The organism is Pseudomonas sp. 2822-17 (assembly GCF_002742485.1).
Classification (GTDB): Bacteria; Pseudomonadota; Gammaproteobacteria; order Pseudomonadales; family Pseudomonadaceae; genus Aquipseudomonas; species Aquipseudomonas cyclaminis.
In genome coordinates, this window is record NZ_LJRZ01000513.1 from 1 (window position 1) to 229 (window position 229).

The 229-nt window shown below is 37.1% G+C and carries 1 protein-coding gene; it reads left to right on the forward strand.

The genetic code is table 11. The annotated features are described in order from the left end of the window. Positions 1–229: DUF5392 family protein (locus AOA60_RS32720; protein WP_178075395.1), on the forward strand; the 229-nt coding region annotated here is incomplete at both ends.

Genomic DNA, 229 nt, shown 5'->3' on the forward strand with positions numbered 1-229 from the left:
ATATGCCTATAACAAATGACATCACTTTTCTCGTACTTATTCTTGCAGTAGCCGGGGCCTTAGGAATGGCCTTTCTAAAAGAATCAAAGCATTATAGTAAAAAGGTGCAGGAAGTAAGTCTTGAATATATGCAGGGGCGAATCAGAAAAAGTGAGGTTGTTACTGAAGATGTGAAAAGGAAGCATTTAGACTTGCTTCACGAAAAACCATATCGAGCATTCAAAATTTT